The following is a 23,696-nucleotide window of genomic DNA, read 5'->3' on the forward strand; positions in this document are numbered from 1 at the left end:
CACGCTCACTGGGGTGGAAGCTGCGTACGAATCATAGGATTGCGAGGCACGAAAGGTCCGAAAGGTGGCGTGCGTTGCAAGGTGGCTTCGTCGGCGAGAGCCGGGCCCGTTCAACGGCCGCGGTCCTCCGCGAGCCGCCGGGTGCGGGGGACCAGGTCGGGGGCGTCGAGGACGGTGGCGACGAGGTTGAAGTCGTCGCGGGGGCCGGTCCACGCGAGTTCGTCGACGCTGGCTGAGACCGGGGCTTCGCGGACGAGGGTGGCGAGGCGGCGGAAGAGGAGCGCGTCGTCGAGTCCGTTGCGGAGCGTCTGTGCGAGGCGTTCGGCGCCGCGGACAGCGACATCCCAATCCCTCCCGCCCGAAGGGATGTCCTCGATGCGGCCGTAGCGGGCAAGTACTGCAGCGGCCGTCTTCGCGCCGAAGCCCCGGATGCCGGGGAAGCCGTCGGCGGAGTCCCCGACCAGGGCCAGCCAGTCGGGGATCGCCGCCGGGCCCACGCCGAACTTCTCGACGACCCCGGCCTCGTCGCGCAGCAGGCGCTGGCGGCGGTCGAACTGCACGACGCGCTCTCCCTCCACGCACTGGGAGAGATCCTTGTCGGGCGTGCAGATGAACACCCGCTCGACGCGGGGGTCCGCAGCGGCCATCGTCGCGCCGGAGGCCAGGGCGTCGTCGGCTTCGTACTCCATCATGGGCCAGACGACGAAGCCCGCCGAGGCGAGCGCCTCCTCGACGAGCGGAAACTGCGAGTAGAGCGCCGGATCGATCTCGGAGCCGTCCTTGTAGCCCGGCCACAGTTCGTTGCGGAACGACTCGATCACGCGGTCGGTGGCGATCGCGACGTGCGTGGCGCCGCCCTCCAAAAGCCCGAGCATCGAACTCACGACGCCCCGCGCCGCCCCTACCTCGTGCCCGCCGGCGTTCTTCGCCGGGGGCACGCCGTAGAAGTGCCGGAACAACTCGTAGGTGCCGTCGATCAGGTGGACCTGCACGCGCACGCGATCTGCGGAGGGTAGGCGTCATCCGTCCCCGGTAGCGTCGGGGATCGGGTGCCGGTGTGCAACGGTTCCGCTCCGCGGGTAGTTTCATCGGCCTTCCGAGCGGTCCGGCGGCCGGATCGCGGATTCTGGTGAACCATCTGTTCGAGCTTCGAGGCCTCTGGCGTGACCCAGGCGCAGCAACTCCCGGACGCCCGGCGCGAGACCGTCGCGCCGGAAATGACGCGCGAGGCGATCGCGCGCGCGGGGCGGATCGTGCTCAAGGTGGGGACCGGCGTCCTCACCCATCCCGACGGCAGCATCGCGCTCGCCCGGCTCTTCGGCGTCGTCGAGGCGGCCAGCCGCCTGCGCCGCGAGGGGCGGGAAGTGCTCATCGTGACCTCCGGCGCCGTGGGACTTCGACGACCGGGTCCGCAGGGGTCGACGACCGGGTACCTGAACCTGAACACTGCACGAGACGCTGCGGAGCCTCTTCCGGCTGGGCGTGGTCCCGGTCGTCAACGAGAACGACGCGATCTCGCTGAACGACCGCGTGTACCGGGGGACGGGCAAGCGCCCGATCTTCGACGACAACGATCGGCTGGGAGCGCTCGTCGCGAGCGAACTGGCCGCCGACCTCATCGTACTCCTGACCGACGTGCCGGGGGTCATGGCCGCCGACCCCAGGCGTGACGCGGCCGCGAGACTGATTCCCCGCATCGACCGGCCCGAGGATCATGCGATCACCGTGGAAGGGCGGTCGGAGGCCGGGCGCGGCATGGCGAGCAAGCTGGAAGCGGCGTCGGTTGCGTCGCGCGGCGGGTGCCACACCGTCATCGCGTCCGGGCTGGACCCCGGAGCCCTCGACCGGGTGCTGGCAGGCGAGGAGGAGGGGACCTGGATCCCGCCGCGCGCGACGCTCTCGTCCCGCAGCCGCTGGATCGCGTACTGCTCGCATCCGCGGGGGACGCTCGTCCTGAGGCCGGAGGCCGCCGACCGTCTCCGCGAAGGGGCGACGCTCCGTGCGGGGGGCGCGGCGAAGGCGGAGGGACTTTTCCGCCGCGGCGACGTGGTCGAGATCCGGGCCCCGGACGGATCGCTCGTCGGCCGGAGCGCGCCGTTCGGGGGCCTGGAACTCGTGCACGGAGAGCACATCATCCTCAAGGATCGTTCCGATGGCTGAGAATCTGCGCGCGCGGGCAGCTGCGGTGCGCGGGGCGCAGCGCGTCATCGGGAGCGCTCCCGCCGAACAGCGCACCGCCGCCCTGCGTGCGCTGAGAGACGTCCTCCTCCGCTCGCGGGGCGAGATCTCGCGGGCAAATGAGGAAGACCTCGCCCGCGCCGCGGAGGAAGGGCTTTCCGGACCCCTCCTCCACCGGCTGGGGCTGTCCGACGCCAAGTTCGAGAGCCTGCTCGAGGGCGTCGACGCGCTGGCCGAGGGCGAGGACCCCATCGACCGCGTCATCACGCGCACGGAACTCGACGAGGGCCTCGTCCTCGAGTGCGTCCGGAGTCCGCTCGGGGTGCTTCTCATCATCTTCGAGAGTCGTCCGGATGCGGTGATCCAGATCGGGTCGCTCGCCATCCGCTCGGGCAACGGGGTGATCATGAAGGGTGGGCGGGAGGCCGCGCGCTCGAACGTCGTCCTCGTGGACTGCCTGCGGCGCGCGTTGGACGAGGTGGGCCTCGATCCCCTCGCCGTGCTGGGCATCCCGGACCGGCGGGACGTCGACGAACTGCTCGCCCTCGACGACCTCATCGACCTCGTCATCCCCAGAGGCTCCGGGGCGCTCGTGCGCTCGATTCAGGAGCGGAGCCGGATCCCGGTGCTTGGGCACGCGGAGGGCGTGTGCCACCTCTACGTCGACGCGTCGGCCGACCCGGAGATGGCGGTCAGGCTCGCGGTGGACGGGAAGTGCGACTACCCGGCGGCCTGCAACGCGACCGAGACCCTGCTCGTGCACGAGGCCTTCCTCTCGAAGCTGGGCGCGATCGGGGAGGCGCTGCGGGAGCGCGGAGTCGAACTCCGTTGTGACGAACCGTCCCGCCGGCTCCTGCCGTGGGCGGAAGCTGCCTTGGAGGCGGACTGGGGGCGTGAGTTCGGCGATCTCACGCTGGCGGTGCGGACGGTGGAGAGCCTGGAGGAGGCCATCGACCACATCCACACCTACGGAAGCAGCCATACCGACGCGATCGTGGCCGAGGATCGGGGCGTCGGGGAACGGTTCCTGAGAGCGGTCGACGCGGGGAGCGTGTTCCACAACGCGAGCACGCGTTTCGCGGACGGGTTCCGCTACGGGCTCGGGGCGGAGGTGGGGATCAGTACCGCGCGCATCCACGCGCGCGGGCCGGTGGGCGTCGAAGGTCTCCTGACGACCCGCTGGCTGCTACGCGGGGAAGGCCAGGGTGCCGCGGACTACGGCCCGGGCAAGCGCGCCTTCACGCACCGTTCTCTGGAGCTATAGCCGCCGGATTCGCAGGTTGCGGTACCAGACCGGGTCGCCGTGGTCCTGGAGGCCGAGGTGGCCCTCGTGGTGCCGGCCGTAGTCGGGCCACTGAACGAACTTGCTCCCCGCCACCAGCGCCTCCCACTCGTCCGAGCCGATCTCGTACTCGACGAGCCGGACGCCGTTGAGCCAGTGGACGACTTGGTTGCCGTGGCGGACGATCCGCACCTCGTTCCATTCGCCGACCGGGCGCGTGACATCTTCCGGCGGGGCATGAAGGCCGTAGTTCGACCCTGCCGAGGTCAGAGGATTGCCGCCGTCGTAGTGCCCCGCGTTGTCGAGCACCTGCAACTCGGCGCCCGACTGGAACGCGCTCTCGGTGTTCTCCGAGATGCCGAAGAAGATCCCGCTGTTGCCGGCGGGACGGACCTTCCATTCGAGACGCAGGTCGAAGTCGGTGTAGGTGTCGCGAGTGATGAGGGTCCCGCCCCCGACGCCGGGCGTGAAGGCGAGCGTGCCGTCGATTGCGGTCCAACCCCCCGGGACATCCTCCATCTGGAACCCGCGCCACGCGTCGAGCGATTCGCCGTCAAAGAGGAGTTGGAAACCCTCCGCGGCCTCCTCGGCCGTCAGCTGGTTCGAGGCCGCCTGCGTCTCCGCGGCCGGCTCAACTGCGGGCTCTCCCTCCGCCTGCGCGCACGCCGAGATCGCGCAAGCGGCGATGGCCAGCATCGCCCCCGCGTAGAGGGAGCGGGATCCGCGGGAATCGCTGAGTCGTCTCAAGTCTGACCTCCGGGTTCCGAACGAGATCGATTCACCATCCTCACGGTAGACCGCGCGCGCAACGCCCACAACGCCGCTACTGCGGGACGGCTTCGCGTGCGCTCGCATGGTCGCTGCGGCCCGCCTGCGCAACGGCGCGAGATCTCGAACGATCATGGGAGTGTCGGTGCCCCTGTGTCGGCCTATGCCAATTGAAAATGTGATGTTGAATTGGCATAAGCTCTCACAGGGACGTCCTTGCTGCGCACTAACGGCGGCCGCCGGCGATGCGGGTGGCTTCGGGGCGCCGGCGGAGGGCGAGCATGCTCCACGTCCCGAGAGCCGGGCCGATCGCGAGCGGGGCGAACGCCCACTCCCATCCGAGCGCCGCTTCCCACACCGGGAGGAGGCGGATCGTGGCGACCGTGAGCAGGAAGCCGATCGCGGTCTGCAGAGTGAGTGCCGTGCCGATGTACTCGGGTTCGGCGAGTTCGCTCACGCAGGCGGAGAACTGCGCGGAGTCGGCGACGATCGCGAACCCCCACACGAGACAGACCGCCGCGATGGCCCAGGCGGGGCCGCCGAAGAGCGGCCCGATGGCCAGGCAGCAGGCGCCGCTGATCACCATGCTCCAGCTCGTCACGACCGTCCGCCCCAGGCGGTCCGCGAGCACGCCCGCCGCGGCGGCGCCCAGCCCCCCGGCGGCGATGGTCCCGAAGGCCAGGAAGGAGGCGAGGGAGGGGGTGGTGCGAAGGCTCGCGTCCGCGGCGAAGCTGGCCGCCAGGAACGCGGGGATCCAGGTCCACATGGCGTACAGTTCCCACATGTGCCCGAAATAGCCGCCGTTGGCGAGCATCGTCGCTCGGTCGGCGAAGATGCGCCGCACGACGCGGGGATCGAAGGGTGCGGCCGGCGCCTGGTGGGGGCCGGTGCGCAGCCCGGTCGCGGCGAGGACCGCTGCCACCACGGCGAGCGCTGAAGCCAGCAGGAGGACGGGCTGCCAGGCGCCGATTCCTCCGAGCGGCCGCAGCAGGTGGGGCATCGCGCTCCCCACCGAGAGCGCGCCGATGAGGACTCCGATCGCCATCCCGCGCCCGGCGCGGAACCAGCCGGCGACGATCTTCATCCCGGGCGGGTAGACGCCCGCCAGCGCGACGCCCGTCAGGAAGCGCAGGACGAGCGCGGGGGCGAGGCCCTCGGCGAAGAGGGCGATCGCGGTCGTGGAGGCCGCGCCGAGGAGCGCGGAGCCCGCCATCAGCCGGCGCGGGTCCCATGTGTCCGAAAGGGTGAGCAGCGCCGAGAGGACCGCTCCCGTGGCGAAGCCGAGCTGCACGGATGTGGTGAGCCAGGCCGCTCCCGAGCCGCCGAGCCCCCACGCGTCGCGCAACTCCGGCACGACCGCGCTGGCCGAGAACCAGAGCCCCATCGCGAGCAGCTGGACCAGCCCGAGGAGGGCGAGCTGCCGGTACCGCTGCGGGCCGGTGTCCCGGGAGCGCGGGGTCACGGGGCGTCGGCGGGTGACGGCGCTGCTAGCTCTCGCTGTCCGCGAACTGGCGCTGCAGGCTCCGCACGACGGCGGGGTCGGCGAGCGTCGTCGTGTCGCCCAGCGCCCGTCCCTCGGCCACGTCGCGGAGGAGGCGCCGCATGATCTTCCCGCTTCGCGTCTTGGGCAGTTCGGCGGCGAAAATGAGGTCCGCCGGCCGCGCGATGGCGCCGATCTTGGTCACCACATGCGCCCGCAACTCCTGCCGCAATTCCTCGGATGTCCGTACGCCCTCGACCACGCTCACGAACGCCGCCACGGCCTGCCCCTTGATCTCGTCCGAACGCCCCACCACGGCCGCCTCCGCGACCGCCTCGTGGTCGACCAGCGCGGACTCGACCTCCATCGTGCCGATCCGGTGGCCGGCCACGTTCAGCACATCGTCGACGCGGCCCATGATCCAGTAGTAGCCGTCCTCGTCCACGCGCGCCCCGTCGCCCGGGAAGTAGATGCCGGGCCACTTCGACCAGTAGGTCTCCCGGTAACGTTCTTCGTCTCCCCACACGCCCCTCAGCATCCCCGGCCAGGGTGAGGTGATCGCGAGATAGCCGGACTCGGCCGGGTTCCCCTCCTCGTTGAGGATTGCCGCCTCGATGCCCGGGAAGGGGACGGTGGCCGTCCCCGGCTTCGTCGTGATCGCACCCGGGAGCGGCGTGATCATGATCCCGCCCGTCTCGGTCTGCCACCATGTGTCGACGATCGGGCAGCGGGTGCCGCCGATGTTCTCGTGATACCAGATCCAGGCCTCCGGATTGATCGGTTCGCCGACCGTCCCGAGCAGCCGCAGCTTCGAGAGGTCGTATCCCGCGGGCCAGTGATCGCCCCACCGCATGAAGGCGCGGATCGCCGTGGGCGCCGTGTAGAACACGGTCACTCCGTAGCTCTCGCAAAGGGTCCAGAAGCGGCCCCGGTCGGGCCAGTCCGGCGACCCCTCGTACATGAGGACGGTCGCGCCGTTCGAGAGCGGCCCGTAGACGATGTAGGAGTGGCCCGTGACCCAGCCCACATCGGCCGTGCACCAGTAGATGTCGTCTTCCCCGAGATCGAACACCCACTTCGTCGTCGCGGTGACCTGCGTCATGTAACCGCCGGTCGAGTGCATGACGCCCTTCGGTTTCCCCGTCGTCCCCGACGTGTAGAGGATGAAGAGGAGGTCCTCCGCATCCATGCGCTCGGCCGGACACGTGGGAGAGGCGTCCGCGATCAGGTCGTGGTACCAGTGGTCCCGGCCCTCGATCATGTCGCACGACGGCGTCTCGACCGCGTCCCCGTACGGCGCCGCCTCCGGGTCCGTGGCGGCGGAGCGGCACACGACGACGACGCTGCTCACGTAGTCGAGGCCCTCGATCGCCGCGTCGGTGCTCGCCTTGAGCGGGATGATCGCGCCGCGGCGATATCCCCCGTCCGCCGTGATCACGCAGCGCGCTCCGGCATCCTCGATCCGGTCGCGGAGCGACTGCGGGGAGAAGCCGCCGAAGACGACCGAGTGCGGCGCCCCGATGCGCGCGCAGGCGAGCATGGCGATCGCAGCCTCGGGGATCATCGGAAGGTAGATGGCGACCCGGTCGCCCTTGCCGACGCCGAGTCCCCTGAGCGCGTTGGCGAAGCGGCACACCTCCTCGTGCAGTTCGCGGTAGGTGTACGTCCGCCTGTCTCCCGGCTCGCCTTCCCACAGCAACGCAAGCGCCGAGCCGCGCGCCTCGAGGTGCCGGTCGAGACAGTTGTGCGCCGCGTTCAGGGCGCCGCCCACGAACCACTTCGAGAACGGCGGGTTCCACTCCAGTACTTCCCGCCAGGGTTGGAACCAGTCGAGTTGCCGGGCCCACGCCTCCCAGTAGCCCTCGCGGTCCCGCGCGGCCTCGTCATATGGTCCGCGATCGGCGACGTGCGCGGCCTCCGCGAAGGCGGCTGGCGGCTCGAAGGTTCGCTTCTCGTCGAGCAGGACGTCGATTTCCCGATGCTGTTCTGTCATGGAAACGCTCGGATCGGCGAGGGGATCGCGGGACGCGCTTGTCACGGCGTCGCCCGGGCCGCCATTTAGCGGTCCGGTCCGGAGACGGCCAGCGTGACATTAGACGACGTCCGCCGGAGCACGCAAGAAACCCCGGCGCTCCGTGAGGACGAAGAATGGAATCCCATGAACGACGGCACTCTCCAACTGATTCTTATCGGCGCCGGAGGGCTCGTCGCGCTCCTCGCGCTGGCCTTCGGCGTCTGGATCGGGCTCGGGTCTCCGGGGCTGCATGACAGGTACGAACAGACGGGGACGGCGCCGCGCGAATCGCCCTGGCGCTGGCTGCTGGCGGGTCGCCGGCGCGCCCGTTCCAGCCGCTTTGACGCGGTGCTGCGGGACGAGGAGGAGGGCCGGGAGCCGGAACCGGAATCGGACCGCCCGAGGCCGAACTTCAGCCGCGGGCGACGCTTCCGCCGCTAGCTGGCAATCGTCCCCGTCTCGTCGTACGCCCAGACACAGAGGTCCTCCCCGCGCGCCTCGCAGCGGGAGTGGACGATGCGGGGTCCCGTCGCGCGGTACTGCTCGAGGACTTCGTCGATCAGGCCGACCAGGAGCGCGCAGCCGTGGCCGCAGTCCGTCGCGTGCGCGGGGAGCCCCCCTTCGATTTCGAGCGCCCTGCTCCCCTTCGCGACCCGGACGGGTGAGTCGGGACACAGACGGCGGGCGATTCTCCCCGACCATTTCCAGGCGCGCCAGCGCCGCAACCGCAGGGGCAGGAGCCGCGCCGCAATCCCGCGCCCGAAGCCTCGGTTACGCATGCTCACGCGCGCGATGCCATGCCCGGCCGCCTCGAAGATCGCCGCGGCATCGGTGCGGCGAGCGACCAGCCTGAACAGGCTCACCACCTCGTCCGCCGTCACATCCTCGCGTTCGGCTTCGTAGCGACGGATCTGGTTCAGAACGACGCGGGAAAGTCCCAGCCTTCGCCGAAGGTTGAGGGACTGGTGCGAGAGGCCCAGTTCGTCCCGATCGTCCGGCATATCCAGATCCCGCAGGGCCGTCAGGATGGCCAGGGGGATGGCCCCCGGGATCTCGCCCAAGAACCGCCGCTCTTGTGGGGTGGAGAAGTCGATTGGCATGATAGCAGGGAGGCTATGACGAGCGACCGGGGCGAGCAACCGGCGTCGCGGACCGCCACAAGAGACCGCAGGACAACCCGGGAGGCAACATGAGAGCACCAGTCACGAAGGAAACGACGCACGCGCTGCTGCGGATCGTCGCCGGCCTCATGTTATGGCAGCACGGCGCCCAGAAGCTCTTCGGCTGGTTGGGCGGCAACGCCGCCGATTCCTGGTTCGCGTGGCCCGTCGGCATCGCCGGGATCATCGAGTTCTTCGCGCCGATCCTCATCATCCTCGGGATCCGGACCCGCTACGTCGCCTTCCTCCTCACGGGCCACTTCGCGGTGGTCTACTCGTGGCGCCATTTCTTCGCCAATGACATGCAGTTTTGGCCGATCGTGAACGGCGGGGAACTGGCCCTCCTCTATTGCGCGATCTTCCTCTTCCTGTGGACGACGGGTAGCGGGAAGTGGAACCTCGACCACCTCGTCCCGGGACCCGGCCGGGACGACTAGCGGCGGGCTGCCGCCTCAAGTTGTTCGGTCGCCGCTCCGGCCCCATCTTGTGCGGCCGGACGGCGGCTTCCGAAGGGTGCCGCCGTCTCGCGCATCCCCCCGGCGTGACCTTCCGTCCGGCCGGGGGCCGCTAACGGACGGAGCGAACCCGCGACCCATGTACGACCCCAGATCCGTCGAAGCCCGGTGGCAGACGTGGTGGGAAGAGAACGGGACGAACGAGCCCGACCTCGATGACGCCGAGCGCCCGTTCTTCAACCTCATGATGTACCCCTACCCGTCGGCGGAGGGGCTGCACGTCGGCAACCTCTACGCCTTCACCGGCGCGGACATCTACGGGCGCTTCCGCCGGCTGCGGGGCGACGACGTCTTCGAACCCATCGGGTACGACGCGTTCGGGATCCACTCCGAGAACCACGCGCTCAAGGTGGACACGCACCCGATGGAACTGATCCCCTCGAACATCCGCAACTTCGAGCGGATGCTGAGGGCGGCGGGGCTCATGACCGACTGGTCGCGCACCGTCGATACGACGGATCCCCGCTACTACAGGTGGACGCAGTGGATCTTCGTCCAGCTGTTCAAGGCGGGCCTGGCGGAGAAGAAGGAAGCGGCAGTCAACTGGTGCCCGAAGGACCAGACGGTCCTCGCCAACGAACAGGTGATCGGCGGGCTGTGCGAACGCTGCGACGCGGCGGTCGAGCAGCGCATGCTGAGCCAGTGGTTCTTCCGGATCACGGACTACGCGCAGCGGCTGCTCGACAACCTCGAGTGGATCGACTGGTCCGAGACGACGAAGACGGCGCAGCGAAACTGGATCGGGCGCTCGGAAGGGGCGCGGCTCCATTTCCCGCTCGCCGGTACCGACGGAGCGGCGGGAGACCGGATCGAGGTGTTCACGACCCGCCCCGACACGCTCTGCGGGGCGACGTTCATGGTCCTGGCGCCCGAACACCCCCTCCTCGAGCGGTTGACGACGGACGAGCGTCGCGCCGAGGTGGACGCGTACGTCCAGGCCGCCGCGGCCATCGACCTCGTGGAGCGGCGGAAAGCGGACGACCGGGAGAAGACCGGCGTCTTCACGGGCGGTTTCGCGCGGAACCCGGCCACCGGCGAGGACGTCCCCGTGTGGGTCGCCGACTACGTGCTCATGGACTACGGGACCGGCGCGATCATGGCCGTGCCCGGACACGACCCGCGCGACTTCGACTTCGCGCGGCAGTTCGGGCTCTCGATCGTCCAGGTCGTCTGCTCCCGCGCGTCCCTCCCCGAGAGCGCGGACCCGCGGGAGGTTCCGGGAGACGGCGGGGAGTCGGCGTTCCTGGAGCACACGCCCGACGAGATCCTCATCAACTCCGGCCGTTTCAGCGGCATGGAGGCGGACGCGGGCGGGCGCGCGATCACCGAGTGGCTGGCGGAGCGCGGCCTCGGGGCGCCCGAGGTCAACTACCGACTGCACGACTGGTGCATCTCGCGTCAGCGGTACTGGGGGCCGCCGATCCCGATCATCTACTGCGACGCCTGCGGTCCGCAGGCGGTGCCGGAGGCGGACCTGCCCGTCGTCCTCCCCTTCGTCGAGGACTTCCGTCCCACCGCGACGGGGGTGAGTCCGCTCGCCCGCCACGAGGCGTTCCACGCCACGACGTGCCCGGCCTGCGGGGGGGATGCGCGACGGGAGACGGACGTTTCCGACACCTTCCTCGACTCGGGCTGGTACTTCCTGCGCTACCCCTCGACCGAGTTCGACGACCGGCCGTTCGACGCGGCGCGCACGCGGAAGTGGCTGCCCGTGAGCAGTTACATCGGGGGCGAGGAGCACTCCGTCCTCCACCTCCTCTACTCCCGCTTCCTCACCATGGTGCTGAGCGACCTCGGGCACCTCTCGTTCGAGGAGCCCTACGACCGCTTCCGCAAGCACGGGCTGCTCATCAGGGAGGGCGCCAAGATCTCGAAGTCGCGCGGGAACGTGATCCTGCCCGACGAATACATCGAACGCTTCGGCGCGGACACGTTCCGCGTGTACCTGATGTTTCTCGGGCCCTTCCAGCGTGGCGGCGATTTTCGCGACAGCGGCCTGGCGGGTCCTGATCGGTTCCTGAAGAAGGTGTGGGACAGCGTCGACGGGGCGCTAAAAGCGGGGCGGACGGGGTTCGACGATCCCAGGGTGGAACGGGCGCTGCACGCCACCACGCGACAGGTCACGCAGCATATCGAGGCACTGAGGTATAACAAGGCGATCGCGACGATGATGGACTACCTGAACAAGCTGCGGTTCGAGGGGCGCACCGCCTCCGTTGACGAGGTGCGGTCGCTCGTGATCATGATCGCGCCGGTCGCGCCCCACATCGCCGAGGAACTTTGGGCCCAGATGGGAGGTGAGTCGAGCATCTTCGATCACGCCGAGTGGCCGGCCTGGGACGAGCGCAAGCTGGCGGTCGACGAGGTCGAGCTTCCGGTACAGGTGAACGGGAGGCTGCGGGCCACGATCCGCGTCGCCCGCGGCGCCCCGGAGGCTGTCGTGCGCGAGGCGGCGCTGGCCGAGGCGAACGTCATCCGGCGGCTCGACGGGGCGGAGATCCGCAAGGTGATCCACATCCCGGACCGCATGCTGAACCTCGTGATCTCGTAGTTCGGCGTAGTTCGGCGACCGCGGGGACGGCTGGTGGCCGTCACCACTCGACGGAACCCTCCTCGTCCGTGTCGATGCGGGCCGGGGTTCCCCCCTCGCCGAAGAGGAAGATCCGCAGGTTCTTGTACAGGAACTCGCGCGCCGCCGCTTCGTGGAGCTTCAAGCCGTAGTGGTTGATGAGGAGCATCTGCCGCTCCTTCCACTCCTCCCAGCAGGACGTACAGATTTCGGCCACGATCCGTGTCCCCAGCTCACCCGGGAAGGGGTTGCGGCCGATCCTCCCCTGGTCGTCGCGGTCGCAGCGCGTGCAAACGAATGACTCCGTCATCCCGGACCTTCCGTCAGGCGGGTGAGGGCCTCCCACGGGTCGCCGCTCGACGCCTCCCGCATCAGCGCCTCGACGGAGGGGACCAGTTCGCCGCGGGCCGTATAGACGCGCTCGAAGTCGTCCAGCCTCGTGTAGTACAGCAGGCGCGACAGGATCCACGCGTTGTCGAGACCGGCGGGATCCATCGAGCCGTACTGCCCGGCGCGGAGTCGTGGCCTGTACTCCGTCTCGAAGCGGCGCGCGGCCTCCTCGAAGACCTCCCGTTTGGCGACCCGCTTCGCGTCATCCGGCATATCGGAGGCGTACACTTCCTGCAGCGGCTCGAGAATCGAGTGGAAGAAGTGACCAAACACCCTCGTGTCGTCCCAGCGCAACCGCGCCCGCTCGCAGGCGCTCGCGTCCCGCACCGCGTCGCAGAAGAACTCGATCGCGCCGCGGTGCCCCACGAAGTTGGCGAAGCTCTCGTTGAAGTCCGCCTGGCCGGTGGGGAAGTAGGTGCTGTGCGTGATCTCGTGGATCACCGTCTCGACGAGCCCGAGACTGTCGAGGCGCAGCGTGGTCGACATGATGGGGTCGGGGAACCAGCCCAGCGTCGAGAAGGCGGAGACCGCGCGCACGGACACGTCGTATCCCTCGGCGGCGAGGCCGGCAGCCTCCGCGCGGGCGTCCTCGAAGTCGAAGTAGCCCTTGTAGGGAAGGTGGCCCACGATCGGGAACCACCACGTCTTCCAGCGGAGTTCGAATTCCGGCGCGGCGAGCACGGTCAGGACCAGCGTGTCCCGGTGCAGCTGGGTGAACGACTCGTAGCTCGCGCCCGCGCGCAGGCCGAGGTCGCGTTCGGCGAAGTCCCGCGCGTCGAGCACGAGCCGCAGCTTGTCGCGGGTCTCCGGGGCCACGGTCGTATCGTGGATCACGGCGCGGATCGGCCGCCGGGCCGAGAGGATACGGGCCTCCTCCCAGCCGGCCCGTAGCACATAGGCCGGCGAGCAGCCGCCCGCGCAGAGCAGGAGGAGCGCCGCGAACGCGCGGATGCCCGTGGTCATGCGCACCGGACGTAGTGGAGGTGCGCGCTCACGCCGTCGCGCCGGTACTTCCGGCGCGGACCGTCCGCGTCGCTCCGGTAGCGGCGGTAGGGCTGGTGGAAGAACCGGTACGTGTCGGGCAGCCCTCGTTCGCGCAGGGCGCGCTCGATCCCGGCCCGGTCGAGCAGCCCCTCGTCGTAGTAGCTGAACAGGACGTGGCGTGCATCGGCGGCCTCCAGCACCTCGCGCAGCGCCCCCGCAGCCCGGTGCTTCCGGCACCAGTCCGACCGCGACCCCTCGTCGGGGATGAGACCCGTCTTCCCGCGGATCTCGGGCGGCGGGGTCCAGCCGAGCGCGAGGAGTTCCGGAATGTGATAATACCCCGGGTATTGCCGGCTGTTGTACGGGGGGTCGAGGTAGACGAGATCGACGGGACCGATGGTTGCGAGGCGTCGGGCGGCGGGGCCCCGGAACGCGCTGCACGCTCCGGCTCCGTTCTTGCGTGGCGTCGGTTTGAGCGGACGCAGTTCGAGCGGGCGCAGGGCGTTGGGCTGCATCGTCTTGACGAACGAGGCGTACACACCGGTCGTGTTGGCGACCCGGTCGGCGGCCTCGATGAGGGTCGCGATGAGCAGCTGCGTCTCGGCCCGCCCGAGACGGGCCTCGCGGGTCCAGCGCTCGATCCGCGTCCGGATGCCGTCGATCTTCCGGCCGTTCTCGGGCGAGAAATACATGCGGCCGTGCTCGCGGCCGGCCGCGCCCTGGAGGGTGTAGTGCTCGGAGACGAACCCGGGGCCGTCGGATCCCGCCGGCTCGTCCAGATCGGCGAGCCACGCCAGGAGTCTGCGGTAGCCGACGTTCTCGGCCCCCGTCCCGTTCCGGGCCCCTGCGGGAAGCAGGGAAGCCGGGAAACGAGGCGCGTCGTCGAGTTCGACGCGGGCCACCTGCAGCGCGTAGGAGGCCGCCATCAGGTCGCCGCAATGCACCTGCCAGCCCGACTTCTTGAGTGCCATGGAGACGCTGGCGGTCCCGGCGAACGGGTCGCACGCCACCCCGGGCGCCCGCTGGATGCGGCGCACATGGTGCATGAGGAAGGGGATGAGTTTGGTCTTGTTCCCGAGATAGCGCACGCGGGAGAATATAAGGCCCTGATGCGGGCGAAAAGTTCGGACGCGGCGGCGTGAACGCGGGGGCGCGGCTCTCGGGGGTGGCGGCGCGGGTGGCGCCGGCGGCGGAGGTGCTGCTCCGGCGGCTGCGGCCGGACATCGGGCGGGCGCTGGCGGGCCGCCGCCGGGCCGCCGCGGAGCTGGCCGCGTGGGGACGCCGGAGGGCGCCCGGGCCGCTGGTTTGGCTCCACGGCGCCTCGGCCGGCGAACTGCTCGGCGCGGCGCCGGCCATCCGCTCCCTTCGGTCGCGCGTCGCCGACCGCTCGGGCCGGCGCGCGCAGCTCCTCGTGACTCATTCCTCGCCGTCCGGCCGCGCGGCGCTCCCGTGGCTGGATACGGACCACGCCGGGTATCCGCCGCTCGACCGGAGACGGGACTGCGACGCGGCGCTGGCCGCGCTGCGGCCCGGGCTGCTCGTGTTCGCCAAGCTGGACGTATGGCCCGGTCTCGCCGCCGCCGCCGCGAGGGCCGGGGTGCCGACGGCGCTCATCAACGGCACGGTCCGGGCCGGGAGCCGGCGGGCCGGTCCGGTGGCGCGGCGCCTGTTCCGTCAATCGTACGCACGGCTCGGAGCGGTGGGCGCCGCGAGCCCGGAGGACGCCCGGCGGCTCGTGGCGCTCGGCGTACGCGCCGACCGGTTGGGAGTGACCGGGGACGCGGCGTTCGACCTCGCCCTCGAGCGCGCGGACCGGGCCCGCGCCGACGGCTCCGTGGCGGCCTTCCGGGCCGCGCTCGGCGGCCCGGGCGAGGGGACGCTGCGCCTCATCGCCGGCTCCACGTGGCCGGCCGACGAGGGGGCGTTGCTCGACGGCGTCGCGGCCGCGCGGCGGGCGGGCGGCCCGGTCTGGCAGCTGGTGATCGCGCCGCACGAGCCGACCGCCGCGCACATCGACGCGCTGGTCGCGTCGTGCGCGGTCCGCGGGGAGCGCGCGGTCCGCTGGAGCCGGCTCGGCGAATCCACCGGGCCGCCGGCCGGCGCGGTCATCGTGTTGGACGAGGTCGGGCGGCTCGCCGAACTGTACGCGGCGGGCGACGCGGCCTGGGTCGGCGGCGGCCTCGGGGGCACCGGGCTCCACAACGTGCTCGAGCCCGCCGCCGCCGGGCTGCCTGTCCTCTTCGGCCCGCGACACGACCGGGCCGACGCGCGGGCCCTCGAAGCGGCCGGCGGCGGGCTCGGCTCTCCGGCCGGCGCGCTCGCCGACACACTGTCCAGGCTGGCCGACCCGCGGCTCCGCGAGCACCACGGCCGGGCCGCCCGCGCCTTCGTCGAGGCCGGGGCCGGCGCCGCGACCCGCACGGCGGACCTGCTTTCCTCCCTCTGGCCCGGTTAGCGCCGCGCGCCGGACCCCGCCCCGGCGGTCAGCTCTCGAGCATCGAGCGTTTCGGTCCAAACACGAACCAGAGCACGGGGCCCACGATCGGGCACAGGAAGATCACCATCACCCAGAGGACCTTCTCCCGCACCGGCGCCGCCGAGAGGACGATCAACCATGTGGCCCAGAGGTTCAGGGCGACGAGCAGGGCCGCGAGCAGCCAGCTCGGATCCAGTCCGGTAGCCCACTCGAGGGCCGCGTTCATGCGGCCGCCGTCGGTTTCCGGAACTGGAGCCGGTGGAGCTGCGCGTAGAGGCCGCCCCGGTCGAGCAGCGTGTCGTGCGTGCCGGACTCGGTGATCCGCCCCTGATGGAGGACGAGAATCCGGTCGGCCCCCCGGATCGTCGACAACCGGTGCGCGATCACGAGGCTCGTCCGCCCCCGCATGAGGCGCTCGAGCGCCGTCTGGATCTCCGCCTCGATCTCCGAGTCCACCGAACTCGTGGCTTCGTCGAGCAGCAGGATGGGCGGATCCCCCGCCAGGGCGCGGGCGAAGGAGACGAGTTGCCGCTCACCTACCGAAAGGTTGCCGCCCCGCTCGCTGAGAGGTTCGTCGTACTTCTTCGGGAGCCGCGCGAGGTGCCGGTCGACGCCCACCTGTCGCGCCGCCTCGCGGATCTCGTCCGCGCCGATCCCCTCCCGGTCGAGCGCGATGTTGTCCGCCGCGGTTCCCGAGAACAGATAGACATCCTGCAGCACGAGACCCATCCGGTGCCGCAGGTCGGCGAGCCGGAGGTCGCGAATGTCCACGCCGTCCAGCGTGATGCGTCCCCGCTGCGGCTCGTAGAAGCGCATGAGGAGGCTGAACAGCGTCGTCTTGCCGGCCCCGGTGGCGCCGACCACGGCCAACCGCTGGCCCGGTTCCGCCACGAAGTTGATCCCGCGCAGCACCCATCCGTCGTTGGGCGCGTCCCCGTCGAGCCGCCCCTCGGCCCCCTCCCATGCCGCCGCGTTCGCCAGCGCGGGCGTCGTAATGCCCGCCGCGTCCTCCTCCGGCGAGAGATACCGGAACCACACGTCCTCGAACTCGATGCGGCCCCTCACCGCCGCCGGAATTGCGGCCGGCCGCTGCGGGTCGTCGATTCCGGGGGCCTCGTCCAGCAGCCGGAAGATCCGCTCCGAACTCGCCATCGCCCCCTGCAGGATGTTGTACTTCTCCGACAGATCCTGGATGGGGCGGAAGAACCGTCTCGCGTACTGCAGAAAGGCGGCGATGACCCCGATCGTCAGCGTTCCCTCCAGGGCCTGGTTGCCGCCGTACCAGATGATCAGCGCCAGCGCGACCGAGGCCAGCACCTCGATGACCGGAAAGAAGAGCGCGTAGTAGGTGATGGACCGGAGGTGCGCCTCGAGGTGGTCGTCGTTGATCTCGCGAAACCACCGCGCGGTCATCGCCTCCTGCCGGAAGAGTTGCACGACCCGCACGCCCGTGATGCGCTCCTGCAGATAGGCGTTGATGCGCGCGAGCCGGATCCGGATGTCGCGGTAGGCATCGCGGACCCTCCTGCGGAAGATCCAGGCGGCCACGAACACGAGCGGGAGCACGGAGAACGTCACGAGGGCGAGCCGCCAGTCCATGAGCAGCAGGGCCACCATGATGAAGCCGACGGTGAACACGTCCCCGAAGATCGTCACGACCCCCGACGTGAACATCTCGTTCAGGACCTCGACATCGCTCGTAAGCCGGGTCATGAGCCGTCCGACCGGGTTCCGGTCGTAGTAGGCGAGCCGGAGGCGCTGGAGATGACGGAAGATCTCCTGCCGGAGATCGAGCATCACATTCTGGCCGATCCATGTGGTGAGGATCGTGCGCCCGTACTCGAGTACGCCGGAGAGGAGGAGCGAGATGAAGAAGAGGATCGCGAGATTGCGGAGCGCGCCGAAGTCACGGCGCGGGATGGCCCCGTCGATGACCTCCATCGTCAGCCAGGGCCCGACCAGCGCCAGGCCGGAGGCCGCGATGAGCATGACGACGGCGACCGCTACCCTGAGCCGGTAGGGCCTGAGGTAGGCGAGCAACCGCCTCATGAGGCGGGCGTCGTACGCCTTGCCGAGCGCTTCTTCTTCCTGGAGCGGGCCGTCGGGCGTCTGCATGCCCCATAGTACCGACTCGTCCGCTCGCTTCCAATCAGGTTGGCGCGGGTCCGCGCGGCCGGCCATCATCCTCGTATGACCGACCGGATCCGGGTCCGAGGCGCCCGGCAGAACAACCTCAAGGGCGTCGACATCGACATCGAGCGCGGGGCCCTCACGGTCCTCACGGGGCCCTCCGGCTCGGGGAAATCCAGCCTCGCCTTCGACACGATCTACGCGGAGGGGCAGCGCCGGTACATCGAGTCGCTCTCCACCTACGCGAAGCAGTTCCTCGAGCGGATGCCCAAGCCGGCCGTCGATCTCGTCGAGGGCGTGAGCCCTTCCGTCGCCATCGACCAGAGCAACCGGGTGCAGTCGAGCCGCTCGACGGTGGGGACGATCACGGAGGTGTACGACTACCTGAGGCTGCTGTGGGCGCGCGTCGGCACGACGGTGTGTCCCGGCTGCGCCCGTCCCGTCGTCCCCGATACGGTGACCTCGGCCACCGACGCGCTCCTCGCCCTCGGCCCCGGGGTCCGGCTCGCGATCGCCTTCCCGCTCGTCCGGCGCGAGCGCGGGACGGGCGCCTGGGCCGTGGAGAGCCTGCGGGCGCGGGGCTATGTGCGGGTGCTGGCCGATGCCGTCGAGTTCTACCTGCCGGACATCGACCTCGAGTCGGAGGTGGGCGCCGCCGCGGTTCGAACCCTGGCCCTGGCGAGCGACTTCCTGGTCGTGGTGGACCGCGTGTCGGCCCGGGAGGCGGACCGGGAACGCATGGCGGATTCGCTCGCCGCCGCCTTCGCCGAGGGCGGGGGTGCCGCCCTGGCGCTCGCCTACGCGCCCGGCTCCGTTTCCCCCGAACGACATCTGTTCGAGGAGTCCCACCGGTGCGCGGCGTGCGGTGACACCTTCCCGCGCCCGACGCCCGCCCTGTTCAGCTTCAACAGCCCGGCCGGCGCGTGCGAGACCTGCACGGGGTTCGGCGCCGTGCTCGAGTACGCCCCCGAGTTGATCGTCCCCGACCCGCGGCGATCGCTCGATGCGGGGGCCCTGGATCCGTGGGCGAAGCCTCGCTACACGCGAGAGCGGACGAGACTGCGCGAGTTCGCGGGATCGGTCGGGCTGGATGGTTCGGCGCCGTGGGAGACGCTGCCCGAGGAGGCGCGAAGCGTGTTGCTGGAGGGCGGACGATATGCCGGAGAACGGTTCCGGGGCGTGATCCCCTTCCTTCGCTCGAAGGAGAACAAACGCTACAAAGCGTACATCCGCGTCTTCCTGCGCCAGTATCAGCTTCCCGAGCGGTGTCCCGGCTGCGGAGGAGCGCGGCTGAAGGCGGAGGCGCTCAACGTCCGCGTAGCCGGGCGCCATATCGCCGATCTCGCGGGACGGACGGTGGCGGAGATCCGCCGCTGGCTGTCGGGAGACCTCGACCTCCCCCCGTTCGGGCGGCGGACGGCGGAGACGATCCTGCGGGAACTCGAGCACCGGATCTCGTTCCTGGGCGAGGTCGGGCTGGGGTACCTGACGCTGGATCGGCAGGCCCGCTCCCTGTCGGGCGGCGAGATGCAGAGGATCCGGCTCGCGAGCTGTCTCGGCAGCCGGCTCGTGAACACGCTCTACGTGCTCGATGAGCCGACGATCGGGCTCCACCCGCACGACATCGAGGCGTTCACGGGCGTACTCGAACGGCTCGCGGGCCGCGGCAACACCGTGCTCGTCGTGGAACACGAACCCGCGGTGCTCGAACGGGCGGACCGGATCGTGGAACTGGGCCCGAGGGCGGGCGAGCAGGGCGGCGAGATCGTGTTCGAGGGCACCTGGGCGAGCCTCCTCGCCGCGGAGACCGGCACCGGGCGTGCGCTGGCGCAACGAGCCCTGACGCCCCGAACCGGCGGCCGGAGCCGGGTGTCGCGGCCGGCCCGGCGCCGCGGCCGACGCCCGGAGCCGGGCGCGGAACTCGTGCTGCGCGGGGCGCGGCTGCACAACGTGCGGGGCATCGACGTGACGATCCCGCTCGGTTCGCTCACGCTGGTGACCGGTGTCTCCGGGTCCGGCAAGTCGACCCTGGTCCACGGCGTGCTCTTCCACGCGCTCGAGAAGGAGGTGGCCGACCGGTCCTCGGCCAAACCGCACCTCGGCGAGCCGGCGGGTTCCTGGGAGAGGCTCGAGGGGGCCGAACTGCTCGACGACGTCGTCCTCGTCGACCAGCGGCCGATCGGACGCACGCCGCGCTCCAACCCGGCCACCTACATCGGGGCCTTCACGCCCCTCCGCAATGCGTACGCGGCCACCCCCGAGGCGCGCGCCCGCGGATACGAAGCCGGCTACTTCTCCTTCAACCGGGCGGGCGGACGGTGCGAACGGTGCAAGGGGGCGGGCGAGGAGACGGTGGAGATGGTCTTCCTCGCCGACGTCTCCGTGCCCTGCGAGGCGTGCGGGGGCTCGCGGTACCGCGCCGAGGTACTGGAAGTCGAGATCCGCGGCCGCTCGATCCGCGACGCCCTCGACATGACGGTCGACGAGGCGATCCGCTTCTTCATCCGCAACGACCGCCTCGGGGCCCGCCTGTGGCACCTGCAGCGGGTGGGCCTCGGCTATCTGCGGCTGGGCCAGCCGGCGACGACGCTCTCCGGGGGCGAGGCGCAGCGGTTGAAGATCGCACGGGAACTCGCGCGACGGGGAAGCGCGGGCCGGCGACTCTACATCCTCGACGAGCCCACCGTGGGTCTCGGCGTCGCCGAGGTCGGCACGCTGACTTCGGTCCTCCGGGAACTCGTGAGCGAGGGCCACACAGTGGTCGTGGTCGAGCACAACCTCGACCTGATCGCCGACGCGGACTGGGTCATCGACATGGGGCCCGGGCCCGCGGACGACGGGGGGCGGATCGTGGCGGCGGGTCCGCCCCCGGCGATCGTCGCGGTCGAGGCGTCGCGCACGGGGGCTTTCCTGAGCGCCCGCGCGCGCCGGCTCGAGCGAGACGCCGTCGTGGCCGGGCCGGCCGAGTCGGCGTGAGCGACGCCGCCGAGCCGCGCGTCTCGGTCCTCCTGCCGTGCCGGGACGCGGAGCCGTTCCTGCCCGAGTGCATCGCGAGTCTCCAGGCGCAGTCCGAGCGGCGCTTCGAGGTGCTCGCGCTCGACGATGGGTCGCGGGATCGCACGGGCGATCTCCTGCACGCCTGGGCCGGGCGCGATTCCCGCGTGCGGCTCGTCGACCGCGGCGGCTCGGGCATCGTCGCCGCGCTGCGCCGGCTGGCGCGCGAGGCGCGGGCGCCGCTCATCGCGCGCATGGACGCGGACGACATCGCGCGGCCCGGGCGGCTGGCCGCGCAACTTCGCCTCCTGGCCGACCGCCCCGACATCGCCGCGTGCGGGACGGCCGTCCGGTATTTCCCGCGCCCTCCGGCCGGCTCGGGGTACCGCCGCTACGAAGCATGGCTCAACGGCCTGACCGATGCCGCGTCCGTCGAGCGAGATCTGTTCGTGGAATGTCCCATCGCGCATCCCACCCTGATGGTGCGGCGCGCCGCCTTCGAAGCGGCCGGCGGCTATCGCGAGACCGGGGGACCGGAGGACTACGACCTCATCCTCCGACTGGCCGCCGCGGGTCACGGACTCGCGAACGTACCGGAGGTGCTGCACGAGTGGCGCCTTGGCGCCCACCGGCTGTCGGAGCGGTCCGCCCGATACAGCCCCGACGCCTTTCGTCACCTGAAGGTGTCCTTCCTGGCCGGTCGTCTGCCTCCGGACCGCCCGCTCGTGATCTGGGGCGCCGGCAGAGTGGGCAAGGCGTTCGCCCGCACCTGGCGGGAAGAAGGCGGGACGTTCGCCGGGTTCGTGGACCTGGATCCCCGGAAGATCGGACAGACGATCCACGGAGCCCCCGTGATCCGGCCGGACGATCTGCCCGCGTTCGCGGAGACGCCCCGCCGGCCATTCGTACTGCTCGCGGTGGGGACGCCGGGAGCGCGCCGCGACATCCGGCAGGCGCTCGACGCCATGGGTTTTGAGGAGATCGAGGACTATCGCGCCGTGGCGTGACCGTCCAGCAGTTCCCAGTGCACCCCGTCGAATTCCCGCATCAGGTCGGCCCCGTAGGCGGACGACGGCGTCTGGTAGCCGACCCGGACGTCACCCGCGACCGCGCGTGCCGCGATGGCGACCGCGGTGGTCGCGGTGAACCCGTAGGGGTCGGGGGTCCGGAGGCGCGCCGCGCTGCGTCTCCCCTCCGCGTCCTCGATCTCGGCCACGAGGATCGCATAGTCCCCGCGGCGCTCCGATTCGCTCGGCCCCTCGGGGGCGAGGTCGACCAGGCGGTTCAGCAGGCGCTGTGACATGCGCCGCGAGAGCAGCGGCCCGAAGCTCCGGCTGATTCGCGTCATGCGCCGGAAGCCGCGGCTCGCCTGGCCATAGCTCTCGATATTCCCGATCCCGGTCGACCGCCACGCGGTCGAGACGTCGCCCAGGACGCTCACCAGCGCGGCAGCGGGGGGCGTTCCGAAGTCGAACTCGTGCCGCAGTTGGCCGGGACGGACCTTCGTGATCGCGCCGTCGCGCCGGATGCGAAGGTTGTCGGCGCCCTCGAGGATCGTACGGGCGGTACCACGCGACACGCGGCTACGGGCCGCGAGGCCGAGCCTCACACGGCGCCCCCCGGGATGTCGCGCGGCCAGGTCCGCGATCAGACAGTCGCTGGGGACGACATCGAACCCGACCCCCGGCAGGAGCATGATTCCCGCCTCGCGCGCCGCTGCATCGCGGGCCGCGAGCGCCTCGAACACATCGATTTCCCCGGTGATGTCGAGATAGTGGGTGCCCGTCTTCAGGCAGGCGTCACACATCGGGAGCGCCGTGCGCGAGAACGGACCGGCGCAATGGAGGACGACGGCCACATCCCCCAGGGCCGCGGTGAGCGGTGCCGAGTCGTCCAGCCCGAAGACCCGTGCCTCCAGGCCGAACGTCCGCGCCACGGCGGCCAGCCTGGAGGGATCCCGTCCAGCCAGGACGGGCCGCAATCCGGAGCGCACCGCTTCGGCCGTGACGAGCCGGCCGGTATATCCGGTGGCGCCGTAGATCAACAGCTTCGATGGATGCATGGCAGCTTCCCTGCACGCGGGTCGGCGCATACTAATCGATGCGAACCCGAACCGCCCCGCAGCCCGGACATCCGCCATGCGACTCCTGCTCGTCAGCGATCTGCACACCGATCTCGAGGCGGCGGCCGCCATCGTCGCGCGGGCGCCCGACTTCGACGCCATCGTGGGGGCGGGCGACTTCGCCGTGAAGCGACGCGGCCTGCGGAAGATCATCCCGGTCCTCGCCGAGATCGAGACCCCGACCATCCTCGTCCCCGGAAACGGCGAATCCGTCGAGGAACTCGCCGGCGCGTGCGCCGACTGGCCCGCCGCGCACGTGCTGCACGGTGACGGCGTGGAGCTTGGCGGAATTCCCTTCTTCGGGCTCGGCGGGGGCGTGCCCGTCACCCCCTTCGGCGCCTGGAGCTACGACTTCACCGAGGACGAGGCGCGCGTCCTCCTCGCGGACTGCCCCCCAGGCGCCGTGCTCGTGACGCACTCCCCTCCGCTCGGCCACGCGGACGTCGATCGCGCGGGGCGTCACATCGGCAGCCTCGCGGTGCTCGAGGCGGTCGAGCGAACGCGCCCGCGGCTGGTCGTGTGCGGGCACATCCACGACTCCTGGGGCGTCCGGTCCCGGGTCGGCGAAACGCCCATCGCGAACGTCGGCCCCCGGGGAACCGAGTGGCGCCTCGAGTGAGACGATCGCCTGCCC

At 70.8% G+C, this 23,696-nt stretch carries 20 protein-coding genes; 9 read left to right on the forward strand and 11 right to left on the reverse strand.

Annotated features, from left to right (window positions below; genetic code table 11):
* Positions 1–110: 110 nt before the first annotated feature.
* Positions 111–998: a 5'-3' exonuclease gene (locus tag ACOOHF_RS08735; RefSeq protein WP_420464217.1), complete on the reverse strand. Its 888-nt coding sequence runs from the start codon at positions 996–998 to the stop codon at positions 111–113.
* Positions 999–1,458: 460 nt separating this feature from the next.
* On the opposite strand from ACOOHF_RS08735, the gene ACOOHF_RS08740 reads away from it, so the two are divergent.
* Both ACOOHF_RS08740 and ACOOHF_RS08745 read left to right on the forward strand, forming a co-directional pair.
* Positions 1,459–2,160, forward strand: a complete 702-nt coding sequence (locus tag ACOOHF_RS08740) for a PUA domain-containing protein (RefSeq protein ID WP_420464351.1) — start codon at positions 1,459–1,461, stop codon at positions 2,158–2,160.
* On the forward strand, positions 2,153–3,442 hold the full coding sequence (locus ACOOHF_RS08745) for a glutamate-5-semialdehyde dehydrogenase (protein WP_420464218.1): 1,290 nt from the start codon (positions 2,153–2,155) through the stop codon (positions 3,440–3,442). The genes ACOOHF_RS08740 and ACOOHF_RS08745 overlap by 8 nt, the downstream gene beginning before the upstream one ends.
* Here the strand turns inward: ACOOHF_RS08745 and ACOOHF_RS08750 are convergent.
* The 3 genes from ACOOHF_RS08750 to acs form a co-directional block, all read right to left on the reverse strand.
* Positions 3,437–4,207 (reverse strand): 3-keto-disaccharide hydrolase, encoded by a 771-nt coding sequence (locus ACOOHF_RS08750; protein ID WP_420464219.1) that lies wholly within the window; start codon positions 4,205–4,207, stop codon positions 3,437–3,439. The genes ACOOHF_RS08745 and ACOOHF_RS08750 overlap by 6 nt on opposite strands.
* A 247-nt stretch (positions 4,208–4,454) precedes the next feature.
* On the reverse strand, positions 4,455–5,690 hold the full coding sequence (locus ACOOHF_RS08755) for an MFS transporter (protein WP_420464220.1): 1,236 nt from the start codon (positions 5,688–5,690) through the stop codon (positions 4,455–4,457).
* Positions 5,691–5,715: 25 nt separating this feature from the next.
* A complete protein-coding gene (gene acs, locus ACOOHF_RS08760) occupies positions 5,716–7,701 on the reverse strand; it encodes an acetate--CoA ligase (RefSeq protein WP_420464221.1) in 1,986 nt (661 codons plus the stop codon).
* A 165-nt stretch (positions 7,702–7,866) separates the two neighbouring features.
* On the opposite strand from acs, the gene ACOOHF_RS08765 reads away from it, so the two are divergent.
* Entirely contained in the window at positions 7,867–8,163 is a 297-nt protein-coding gene (locus tag ACOOHF_RS08765; protein WP_420464222.1) for a hypothetical protein, read from the forward strand.
* Here ACOOHF_RS08765 and ACOOHF_RS08770 read toward each other — a convergent pair.
* Positions 8,160–8,783, reverse strand: a complete 624-nt coding sequence (locus ACOOHF_RS08770; protein WP_420464223.1) for a hypothetical protein — start codon at positions 8,781–8,783, stop codon at positions 8,160–8,162. The two genes, ACOOHF_RS08765 and ACOOHF_RS08770, sit on opposite strands and share 4 nt — an antisense overlap.
* 128 nt (positions 8,784–8,911) lie before the next feature.
* Between ACOOHF_RS08770 and ACOOHF_RS08775 the strand changes: the two genes are divergently transcribed.
* Both ACOOHF_RS08775 and leuS read left to right on the forward strand, forming a co-directional pair.
* Positions 8,912–9,319 carry a DoxX family protein gene (locus tag ACOOHF_RS08775; protein WP_419934627.1) on the forward strand — a complete coding sequence of 136 codons (408 nt, stop codon included), beginning with the start codon at positions 8,912–8,914 and terminating at the stop codon, positions 9,317–9,319.
* Positions 9,320–9,476: 157 nt separating this feature from the next.
* The gene (gene leuS / locus ACOOHF_RS08780; RefSeq protein WP_420464224.1) at positions 9,477–11,948 is read left to right on the forward strand and encodes a leucine--tRNA ligase; all 2,472 of its coding nucleotides are present in this window, start codon (positions 9,477–9,479) and stop codon (positions 11,946–11,948) included.
* A gap of 40 nt (positions 11,949–11,988) precedes the next feature.
* On the opposite strand, the gene ACOOHF_RS08785 is transcribed toward leuS, so the two are convergent.
* Genes ACOOHF_RS08785 through ACOOHF_RS08795 form a run of 3 tightly spaced genes read right to left on the reverse strand, consistent with a single transcriptional unit; the run spans position 11,989 to position 14,428 of the window.
* Positions 11,989–12,276 (reverse strand): Fe(2+)-trafficking protein, encoded by a 288-nt coding sequence (locus ACOOHF_RS08785; protein ID WP_420464225.1) that lies wholly within the window; start codon positions 12,274–12,276, stop codon positions 11,989–11,991.
* Positions 12,273–13,319, reverse strand: a complete 1,047-nt coding sequence (locus tag ACOOHF_RS08790; protein ID WP_420464226.1) for an aminopeptidase — start codon at positions 13,317–13,319, stop codon at positions 12,273–12,275. Before ACOOHF_RS08790 ends, ACOOHF_RS08785 begins: the two co-directional genes overlap by 4 nt.
* Entirely contained in the window at positions 13,316–14,428 is a 1,113-nt protein-coding gene (locus tag ACOOHF_RS08795) for a DNA adenine methylase (RefSeq protein ID WP_420464227.1), read from the reverse strand. The genes ACOOHF_RS08790 and ACOOHF_RS08795 overlap by 4 nt, the downstream gene beginning before the upstream one ends.
* A 50-nt stretch (positions 14,429–14,478) precedes the next feature.
* Between ACOOHF_RS08795 and ACOOHF_RS08800 the strand changes: the two genes are divergently transcribed.
* The gene (locus ACOOHF_RS08800) at positions 14,479–15,795 is read left to right on the forward strand and encodes a 3-deoxy-D-manno-octulosonic acid transferase (RefSeq protein WP_420464228.1); all 1,317 of its coding nucleotides are present in this window, start codon (positions 14,479–14,481) and stop codon (positions 15,793–15,795) included.
* Between the two features lie 28 nt (positions 15,796–15,823).
* On the opposite strand, the gene ACOOHF_RS08805 is transcribed toward ACOOHF_RS08800, so the two are convergent.
* Both ACOOHF_RS08805 and ACOOHF_RS08810 read right to left on the reverse strand, forming a co-directional pair.
* Positions 15,824–16,042 carry a PLD nuclease N-terminal domain-containing protein gene (locus ACOOHF_RS08805; RefSeq protein ID WP_420464229.1) on the reverse strand — a complete coding sequence of 73 codons (219 nt, stop codon included), beginning with the start codon at positions 16,040–16,042 and terminating at the stop codon, positions 15,824–15,826.
* Positions 16,039–17,931, reverse strand: coding sequence for an ABC transporter ATP-binding protein (locus ACOOHF_RS08810; RefSeq protein WP_420464230.1), 1,893 nt, complete (start codon positions 17,929–17,931; stop codon positions 16,039–16,041). The genes ACOOHF_RS08805 and ACOOHF_RS08810 overlap by 4 nt, the downstream gene beginning before the upstream one ends.
* Before the next feature lie 75 nt (positions 17,932–18,006).
* Between ACOOHF_RS08810 and uvrA the strand changes: the two genes are divergently transcribed.
* A complete protein-coding gene (gene uvrA, locus ACOOHF_RS08815) occupies positions 18,007–20,922 on the forward strand; it encodes an excinuclease ABC subunit UvrA (RefSeq protein WP_420464231.1) in 2,916 nt (971 codons plus the stop codon).
* A complete protein-coding gene (locus tag ACOOHF_RS08820; RefSeq protein ID WP_420464232.1) occupies positions 20,919–21,947 on the forward strand; it encodes a glycosyltransferase in 1,029 nt (342 codons plus the stop codon). The genes uvrA and ACOOHF_RS08820 overlap by 4 nt, the downstream gene beginning before the upstream one ends.
* Here the strand turns inward: ACOOHF_RS08820 and ACOOHF_RS08825 are convergent.
* Positions 21,929–23,002, reverse strand: coding sequence for a saccharopine dehydrogenase family protein (locus ACOOHF_RS08825; protein ID WP_420464233.1), 1,074 nt, complete (start codon positions 23,000–23,002; stop codon positions 21,929–21,931). The genes ACOOHF_RS08820 and ACOOHF_RS08825 overlap by 19 nt on opposite strands.
* Before the next feature lie 76 nt (positions 23,003–23,078).
* On the opposite strand from ACOOHF_RS08825, the gene ACOOHF_RS08830 reads away from it, so the two are divergent.
* Positions 23,079–23,681 (forward strand): metallophosphoesterase family protein, encoded by a 603-nt coding sequence (locus ACOOHF_RS08830; protein WP_420464234.1) that lies wholly within the window; start codon positions 23,079–23,081, stop codon positions 23,679–23,681.
* The last annotated feature ends 15 nt before the right edge of the window (positions 23,682–23,696 follow it).

The organism is Candidatus Palauibacter sp., from assembly GCF_965216145.1.
Taxonomy (GTDB): Bacteria; Gemmatimonadota; Gemmatimonadetes; order Palauibacterales; family Palauibacteraceae; genus Palauibacter.